The sequence below is a fragment of the Aeromonas sp. A35_P genome (assembly GCF_002259925.1).
GTDB classification, from domain to species: domain Bacteria; phylum Pseudomonadota; class Gammaproteobacteria; order Enterobacterales; family Aeromonadaceae; genus Aeromonas; species Aeromonas dhakensis.
Map to the genome: position 1 here is coordinate 63,283 of NZ_NEVB01000198.1, position 7,603 is coordinate 70,885.

Below are 7,603 nucleotides of genomic sequence, written 5' to 3' on the forward strand. Positions count from 1 at the left end.
AAACGTAAATGGACAAATTCAAGATCGATGGTCGTTGTACTCTCAACGGCGAAGTGACCATCTCTGGCGCCAAGAACGCCGCTCTGCCGATCCTGTTCGCCACCCTGCTGTGTGACGAGGAGATCCACCTCTCCAACGTGCCGCGTCTGAAAGACGTAGGGACCACCATCAAGCTGCTGGAGATGCTGGGCGCCACCACCAAGGTGAACGGCAACGTGACCGTACTGACCGGCGCCGTGAACAACCACGTCGCCCCCTACGAGCTGGTGAAAACCATGCGCGCCTCCATCCTGGCGCTGGGCCCGCTGGCCGCCCGTTTTGGCGCGGCTGATGTCTCCCTGCCCGGCGGCTGCGCCATCGGTGCCCGTCCGGTCAACCTGCACGTGCACGGTCTGGAGCTGATGGGCGCCAAGATCGTCATCGAGGAGGGTTACATCAAGGCCCGCGTCGACGGTCGCCTGAAGGGTGCCCACATCCTGATGGACATGGTCTCCGTCACCGGTACCGAAAACCTGATGATGGCCGCCACCCTGGCTGACGGCCGTACCGTGATCGAAAACGCCGCGCGCGAGCCGGAAGTGGTCGATCTGGCCAACTTCATCAACGCGCTGGGCGCCAAGATCCAGGGCGCTGGCACCGACACCCTGATCATCGACGGCGTCGAGCGTCTGCACGGTGGCAGTTACAGCGTCCAGCCTGACCGTATCGAAACCGGTACCTTCCTGGTGGGCGCCGCGGTCACCGGCGGCAAGATCACCTGCCGCAATACCGACCCGACCCTGCTGGAAGCGGTTCTGGTCAAGCTGGAAGAGGCCGGCGCCCTGATTGAGAAGGGTGAAGACTGGATTACCCTCGACATGACCGGTCGCACCCTCAAGCCGGTCACCATCAAGACTGCTCCCTACCCGGCCTTCCCGACCGACATGCAGGCCCAGTTCACCGTGCTGAACGCGGTGGCCAAGGGCACCGGCATGGTCACCGAGACCATCTTCGAGAACCGCTTCATGCACGTGCCCGAGCTGGTACGGATGGGCGCCGACATCGAACTGCAGGGCAACGTGGCCATCTGCCGCGACACCGAGCAGCTCAAGGGTGCCCAGGTGATGGCAACCGATCTGCGCGCCTCCGCCAGTCTGGTGCTGGCCGGCTTCGTGGCCGAAGGCTCTACCATCGTCGACCGCATCTACCACATCGACCGTGGCTACGAAGACATCGAGCAGAAGCTGCAAGGCCTCGGCGGCCGCATCGAGCGCATCAAGGGCTGATTGCCGCCCCTGAGCAACGCCGATACAAAAAGGCCCCTCGCACAGCGAGGGGCCTTTTTCATGAGCGCGGATCGGCGGGATGGCAGGGGCAGTGTCCCGCCAGCTTCATGTTCTCGACCAGCACTGAGCCCGTCTTGAGGCTGGAACGCTCATCTTCGTCGCTGCCCACCGCCACTATGTGGCTGAACATCTCGGCCAGGTTGCCGGCGATGGTGATCTCTTCGACCGGATAGGCTATCTCGCCATTCTCCACCCAGAAACCGGCGGCGCCGCGGGAGTAGTCGCCATTGACGATGTTGACCCCCTGCCCCATCAACTCGGTCACCAGCAGGCCGGTGCCCATCTCCTTGAGCATGCCATTGAAATCCTGACCGGTGCTGGAGACCTGCCAGTTGTGGATGCCGCCGGCGTGGCCTGTGCTGGTCAGCCCCAGCTTGCGGGCGGAGTAGGAGGTAAGCAGCCAGCTCATCAGCTCGCCATTGCGCACTATGTCCATGTCGCGCGTCAGCACGCCTTCGCCATCGAACGGGGTGCTGGCGAGCCCCCCCAACAGGTGGGGGAACTCCTGAATGGTGAGCCACTCGGGCAGGATCTGCTTGCCCAGCTTGTCCAGCAGAAAGCTCGACTTGCGGTAGAGATTGCCACCGCTGATGGCCATCACCAGATGGCCCCAGAGACCGGCCGCCGTATCGGGATGGAACAGCACGGGAGCGTGGCGAGTGCTGATCTTGCGGGCCCCCAGACGAGAGAGGGTGCGCTCCACCGCCTCGTCGGCAATGCGCTGCGGGCTCCAGAGCCCGTCCAGAGTACGGCTGGAGGAGTAGCCGTAATCGCGCTGCATGTCGCCGTCCTGCTCGCCGATCAGCACGCAGCTCAGGGAGTTGCGCGAGGCGGCATAGCCTTTGACGAAGCCGTGACTGTTGCCATAGACCTTGATGCCGAGGTGGCTGGAGAAACCTGCGCCGTCGGAGTGCTTGATGCGGGCATCGCGCCCCAGCGCCAACCGTTCGCACTCGGTGGCCAGCTCGATGCCATATTGGGGATCCAGCGCGACCGGGTGGCACAGCAGCAGATCCGGGGCGTTCCAGGCCAGCAGATCTGCATCCGCCAGACCGGCGCACTCGTCAGGGGAGGTATGGCGGGCAATCTCCATGGCCGCTTCCACGGCGGCGCGAATGGCTATCGGGCTCAGATCCGTGGTGGATGAGGAGCCCTTGCAGCCATCGCGATAGACGGCGATGCCGAGCGCGCCATCCTTGTTGAATTCGATGCTTTCCAGTTCACAACCGCGGGTGTTGACCGACAACCCGGTCTGTTTGCTGATGGAGACTTCGGCCAGCGAGGCGCCCAGTCCCTTGGCGATATCCAGGGCCTCGGTAACCACGGCCTCGAGATGGGCTTGATCCTGGCGGATTTGGTCTTGCTGATCCATAACTCACATCTGTATGAAGGAAGGAAAGGGGCTAAGCATATCAGACCCCTGCGCCCAGCGGGAGAAGCTGGTAACATATCCGCCAAACGTGAATGACAGGAATCAAGAGACCGATGAGTCAATATCAAGACGACAATGAGTGGGAAGACTGGGGACCCAGCAAGAGCCAGCTCAAGCGCGATGCCGAAGCGCTGCAGAAGATGGGGGAAGAGATTGTCTCCCTCAGCCACAGCGAACTGGAGAAGATCCCGCTGGATGAGGAGCTGGCCGAAGCGGTCGAGCTGGGCCGCAAGCTCAAGCCGAAGAAGGACGAGTCTTTCCGCCGCCACCTCCAGTTCATCGGCCGGTTGATGCGCAGCCGCGATGTGGAGCCCATCGTCGAGGCGCTCTCCATCATCAAGAATCGCCACTCCACCGTCAACGCCCGCCTGCACCGGCTGGAACAGTGGCGCGAGCGGCTGATCAACGAAGGCGACAGCGCCCTCAACGAGCTGATGTCCCAGTTCCACGAGCTGGACCGCCAGAAGCTGCGCCAGCTGATCCGCACCGCAAACAAGGAGCGGGAGCTGAACAAGCCGCCGGTGGCCTATCGCGAGATGTACCAGTATCTGCGCGGCGAGATAGAAGATTTGCTGTAAGTGATGACTCACATTCGCCGACAGGCGGCGGTCAGCACAAAATGAAACGGGGCCTATACGGCCCCGTTTTCATGTTGCTGCAACTATCAGCTGCCCGCCATGCACTGGGTATGAGTACCTGGCTGCAGATACGGCATCAGCAGCGGCGCCATCCCCTTGAGCACCTGTACCGGCAGGGCCGAGGTGAAGCGGAACTTGTCGGACTGGCTGCCGGGCACATAGGCCGTCAAGGTGCCGAAGTGATCATCCCCGATGTAGAAGACGAAGGTCGCGGTCCGGTTGCGGGCCAGCGAGCTGGTCACGTTGCCATAGCGGCCCACCGTCTCGATCCGGTTGTCACCGGTCCCCGTCTTGCCCCCCATCTGCAGCACGGTACCGTCCGGCAGAGTAAAGGCGCCGGCGATGCGCCTGGCGGTGCCCCCTTCCACCACCTTCGACAGCGCGTTGCGCAACGCGGTGGCCACCTCGACCGGCAATACCCGGGTCCCCTCGGTCTGCGCCGGTTTAAATTCGGTCTCGAACGGCGTGCCCTTGGCAAACGAGAGGTGCTCGATGCGCAGGGTCGGCGCGCGGATGCCGCCATTCTGGATGATCCCCATCAGCTCGGCCAACGCGGCGGGACGATCGCCCGAGCTGCCCAGCGCGGTCGCCAACGACGGCACCAGGTGATCGAACGGATAGCCCAGTCTGGCCCAACGTTGATGGATATCGAGGAAGGCCTCGACCTCCAGCATGGTGCGGATCCGGCTGTCCCGGGCGCTGCGGTGACGGGTCTTGAACAGCCAGCTGTAGACCTCTTGGCGCTCGTCCCGGCTCGCCTCGACGGCATCGGCGAAGGTCGCCTTGTCGAACTCCTTGAGATAGGAGAACAGCCACAGCTCCAGCGGGTGTACCCGTGCGATATAGCCCTGATCCGGCAGAGAATACTTGCCGGGACCATAGCTGGTGTAGAGCTGTTCGATGCGCCGCTCACTCAGCTTCTCCCGCGGCAGACGCTTGGCTAGGAAGGCCGCGAAGGTCTCCTGCGAGGCATCCGGCATCAGATAGCGGTGCACGGCGGCAAGGCGCACGGCGCTGGGCTTGAGGCCATCCTGGAAGGTGTCTAGCTGCTCTTCCGGGGTCTTGCCACGGTATTTGCGCCAGAAACGCAGCAGATAGGTCTGTCCCTCCTTGTCTGCAAACTTGGCCAGATATTCGGTGCGGCGTGGATCCTTGTCATCCTTGAGCAGCTGGGCGCGGTTGCCCTCCCGGTAGAGGCTGTAGCGAACGATATCGCGCATCAAGCGTACGAACGGCAGGTTGATGGACTCCCGCAGGGCATCGCGAATGGCCGGAATGCGGCCGTTGTCTTCGCGCCGGAAGTTGTTGAAGGTGTGCATGCCGCCGCCGGTGAAGAACCCCTCGTTCGGGCTGGCGGAATACTGGCGATCCAGCGCAGCCTCCAGCATCAGGGGCAGGCTCTTGTCCTTGGCGGTCATCAGGTAAGCGACGGCCCAACGGCTGATGTTGTCCTGATCCGATACCTCTATCTTGCGCAGGCTCTCGGCCGACATGCCGGCATAACTGTCGTGCAGCTCGGAGACGATCTCCAGATAGGTGGTCAGTACCCGCAGCTTGGCGGTAGAGCCCAGCTCCAGCTTGCTACCCTCGTTGATGTCGAATGGCTGATCCGTGTTGTCTGTCTGCACCCGCACCTTGAAGCCCTGCGGCGATTTCTCGAACAGGGTAAAGCTGTACTTCACGTCCCCCGTCTTCTCCGGCGAGAGCAGGCGTTCACCAAACAGGCCGACCTGAGCGGCAAACGTCGGATCCGCCAACTGTTGCAGGTAATGGGAAACCTCGTTTTGCAGCGGCATGTTGAGGCTGGTGTCGGCCGTCAGATCGAGCCGGTCCAGATCGTAAAGCTGCACCCCGAGCTGACGGCTGAGACGGGTACGGGCAACCTGCAACCCCTTGTTGTTGTTAACCTTGGTCACCGCCGGGGACTGCAGGAAGTCACGGAAGGTGATCTTGGCCTTCAGCGCAGCCTCCATCAGCGGCGGGGTTATCATCCCTTCCTGCACGAACAGACGCAGATAGCTGTCGGTCAGGGTGGCCAGTGCCTCACGTCCCTGAGCCAGGTAATAGGAGGGGCGGCGATGGGCAATCATCAACGAGACTACCTGGCGCAGCGCCAGTCCCTGCTCCGCCAGCGAAGCATCCTGGTTGCGAGCGGGATCCAGCAGCCGGTTCACCTCGTCAACATTGGCACCGAACCAGACCCAGAGGCCATCACCCAGACCGTGCACCTCGCCATAACCGGGGGCCGCCGAGAGCGGCACCGAGTTGAGATAGGCCCAGGCAACCAACTTGCGCGCTTCCAGGGTCTCCGGCCCAAGCCGGTAAGCCCGCACGCTGGCGGACGCCATCTGGCGGATCTTCTCGGTGGGGGAGAGCGTCAGGCCATCCGGCGAGTGGCGGTACTTCTCGACCTGGGTCGCCAAGGTGCTGCCGCCGGCCGACTGATCCTGCATATCGAGCGCCTTGCCCACCTGGGACATGGCCGCCTTGGCAAAACGGGGCCAGTCCACGGCCGGGTTGGCCAGCGGATGCTCGTTGCTGAGCAGATCGCGGTTCTCGATGAACAGCAGTGACTGGATCACCAGCGGCGGGATGGAGGCAAAGTCCGGATAATAGTGGGTCGGATACTTGAACTGATAGAAAGGTTCCGCCCGACAGTCATGCAGGGTCAGGCCGGCCTGGACCTTCTCGGTATAAGGGACGAAGAATCCCCTGCTGGCGTAGTCATACAAAGCATCGGAGAAATGCACCTGCTCGCTGACCTGGTAGCCGCGCTGCAGCAGACGCTCCTGCATCATGGGCAACAGCACATAACCCAGCCGCTTGTCGAAGGGGCCGTCCTCGGGGAAGGCAATCTGCTTGCTGGGGCCAGCCTCAACCTGATAGGTCAGCTTGGCGGCATAGCGGGAGATCTCCTGCGACTGCAGGCGCGATGTCTGCATCTCATAGCCCACCATAGCAATCACGGCGGCCAGGCACAGCAAAAAGAGAAAGCAGAACAGCCAGCGCCACCAGGGACGACGCTTGCGCTTGTACTTCCCGTCCGCGCTTGGGACAGATGAATCCTGATATGCCACTTAGTTCAAATCCGTCTGTTCTGATGCGCCCATATCAGCCCCACCATGGTTGCGCAATTTATTGTGTTTCACTCAAGCTTAGTCGTTTTAAGTCAATGGCTTGAAATCTATTGACCGCTTTGTAGTGATGGTAACAGGGCGATCATGAAAAGGGGAGCCGATTGTTGCAGAGCGGCGAGAGATCCGAGCTGATGACAGAAAGCAAAACACCGGCCATGGGCCGGTGCTTTGGGAGAATAATAAGCGAGCTTACTTGCTGGAGCTCATCGCCTTGAGCTTGGAGCTCAGGTCTTTACGCTCCTTGGAGAGCTCGGCGTTTTTGATGATGTGATCATCCACCCGCTCTTCATAGTCAGCGCGCATGTTGGCGATGATGGCCTGAACCTCATCGATGCTCATGCCAGGCTTGATGTAATCGCTCAGGTTGTCGAGCAGCAGCACCCGCTTCTGGTTGTCACGGATCTTCTTCTCATTGTCTGCGATTTCACGCTTGAGCTTGTTCTGACGACGGGACATACGCACATATTCCAGTACATCGCTGAAGGTGGACTTGTTTACTTGTTCCATATCGATACCACTGACGTAAGGTTGATAAAAGCAGGCCAAGTTGCATCCGTACCAGAGAAACGAGCATGAGAGAGTACGGGCCAACCCAAGATGCCCTTTACTCTACCGAGTTATGAAGCAGATACAACCCTAATTGCAGCTCTGGCGCCGGTTTTCGGCAGAGGAGAGCCGAGTGGAGAATAAGGTGTGAGGTAGGTACTGCTCATGTATCGAAGAACAGCGGTCAGATACGAATCAAGCTGAATTTCAGGCAATAAAAAAGCCCGCTCAGATGAGCGGGCTTCTTCAATTGGGTGCCTGGCAGTGTCCTACTCTCGCATGGCGAATGCCACACTACCATCGGCGCTACAGCGTTTCACTTCTGAGTTCGGCATGGGGTCAGGTGGTTCCACTGCGCTATTGCCGCCAGGCAAAAATCTTCAATCTGAAAAAGCTGATTTTGTTCTTCGTTCTCGGTATCTGCTACAAGCCTTCGAACACTTCTTGGGTGTTGTATGGTTAAGCCTCACGGGTAATTAGTATGGGTTAGCTCAACACGTCGCCGCGCTTACACACCCCACCTAT

General features: G+C 60.8%; 5 protein-coding genes and 1 rRNA gene. 2 read left to right on the forward strand and 4 right to left on the reverse strand.

Annotated elements, in window-relative coordinates; all coding sequences use genetic code 11:
• The first annotated feature begins 8 nt into the window (after window positions 1–8).
• On the forward strand, window positions 9–1,265 hold the full coding sequence (gene murA / locus CAK78_RS13980) for a UDP-N-acetylglucosamine 1-carboxyvinyltransferase (protein WP_094697659.1): 1,257 nt from the start codon (window positions 9–11) through the stop codon (window positions 1,263–1,265).
• Window positions 1,266–1,323: 58 nt separating this feature from the next.
• Here the strand turns inward: murA and pmbA are convergent, their stop codons facing one another.
• Entirely contained in the window at window positions 1,324–2,697 is a 1,374-nt protein-coding gene (pmbA, locus tag CAK78_RS13985) for a metalloprotease PmbA (RefSeq protein ID WP_094697660.1), read from the reverse strand.
• Window positions 2,698–2,810: 113 nt separating this feature from the next.
• Between pmbA and yjgA the strand changes: the two genes are divergently transcribed.
• A complete protein-coding gene (yjgA, locus tag CAK78_RS13990) occupies window positions 2,811–3,335 on the forward strand; it encodes a ribosome biogenesis factor YjgA (protein WP_010635921.1) in 525 nt (174 codons plus the stop codon).
• An 86-nt stretch (window positions 3,336–3,421) separates the two neighbouring features.
• On the opposite strand, the gene CAK78_RS13995 is transcribed toward yjgA, so the two are convergent.
• From CAK78_RS13995 to rrf, 3 genes are all read right to left on the reverse strand, one after another.
• Entirely contained in the window at window positions 3,422–6,472 is a 3,051-nt protein-coding gene (locus tag CAK78_RS13995; protein WP_254924789.1) for a transglycosylase domain-containing protein, read from the reverse strand.
• Window positions 6,473–6,721: 249 nt separating this feature from the next.
• Complete coding sequence (gene tmaR, locus CAK78_RS14000; RefSeq protein ID WP_005306016.1) at window positions 6,722–7,039, reverse strand: PTS system regulator TmaR; 318 nt, start codon at window positions 7,037–7,039, stop codon at window positions 6,722–6,724.
• A 295-nt stretch (window positions 7,040–7,334) separates the two neighbouring features.
• A 5S ribosomal RNA gene (gene rrf / locus CAK78_RS14005) occupies window positions 7,335–7,449 on the reverse strand.
• Window positions 7,450–7,603: the final 154 nt, after the last annotated feature.

Bases quoted from the DNA above. Each gene is read 5' to 3' on its own strand.
- murA (WP_094697659.1), top strand. From the start codon at position 9: ATGGACAAATTCAAGATCGATGGTCGTTGTACTCTCAACGGCGAAGTG.
- pmbA (WP_094697660.1), bottom strand. From the start codon at position 2,697: ATGGATCAGCAAGACCAAATCCGCCAGGATCAAGCCCATCTCGAGGCC.
- tmaR (WP_005306016.1), bottom strand. From the start codon at position 7,039: ATGGAACAAGTAAACAAGTCCACCTTCAGCGATGTACTGGAATATGTG.
- yjgA (WP_010635921.1), top strand. From the start codon at position 2,811: ATGAGTCAATATCAAGACGACAATGAGTGGGAAGACTGGGGACCCAGC.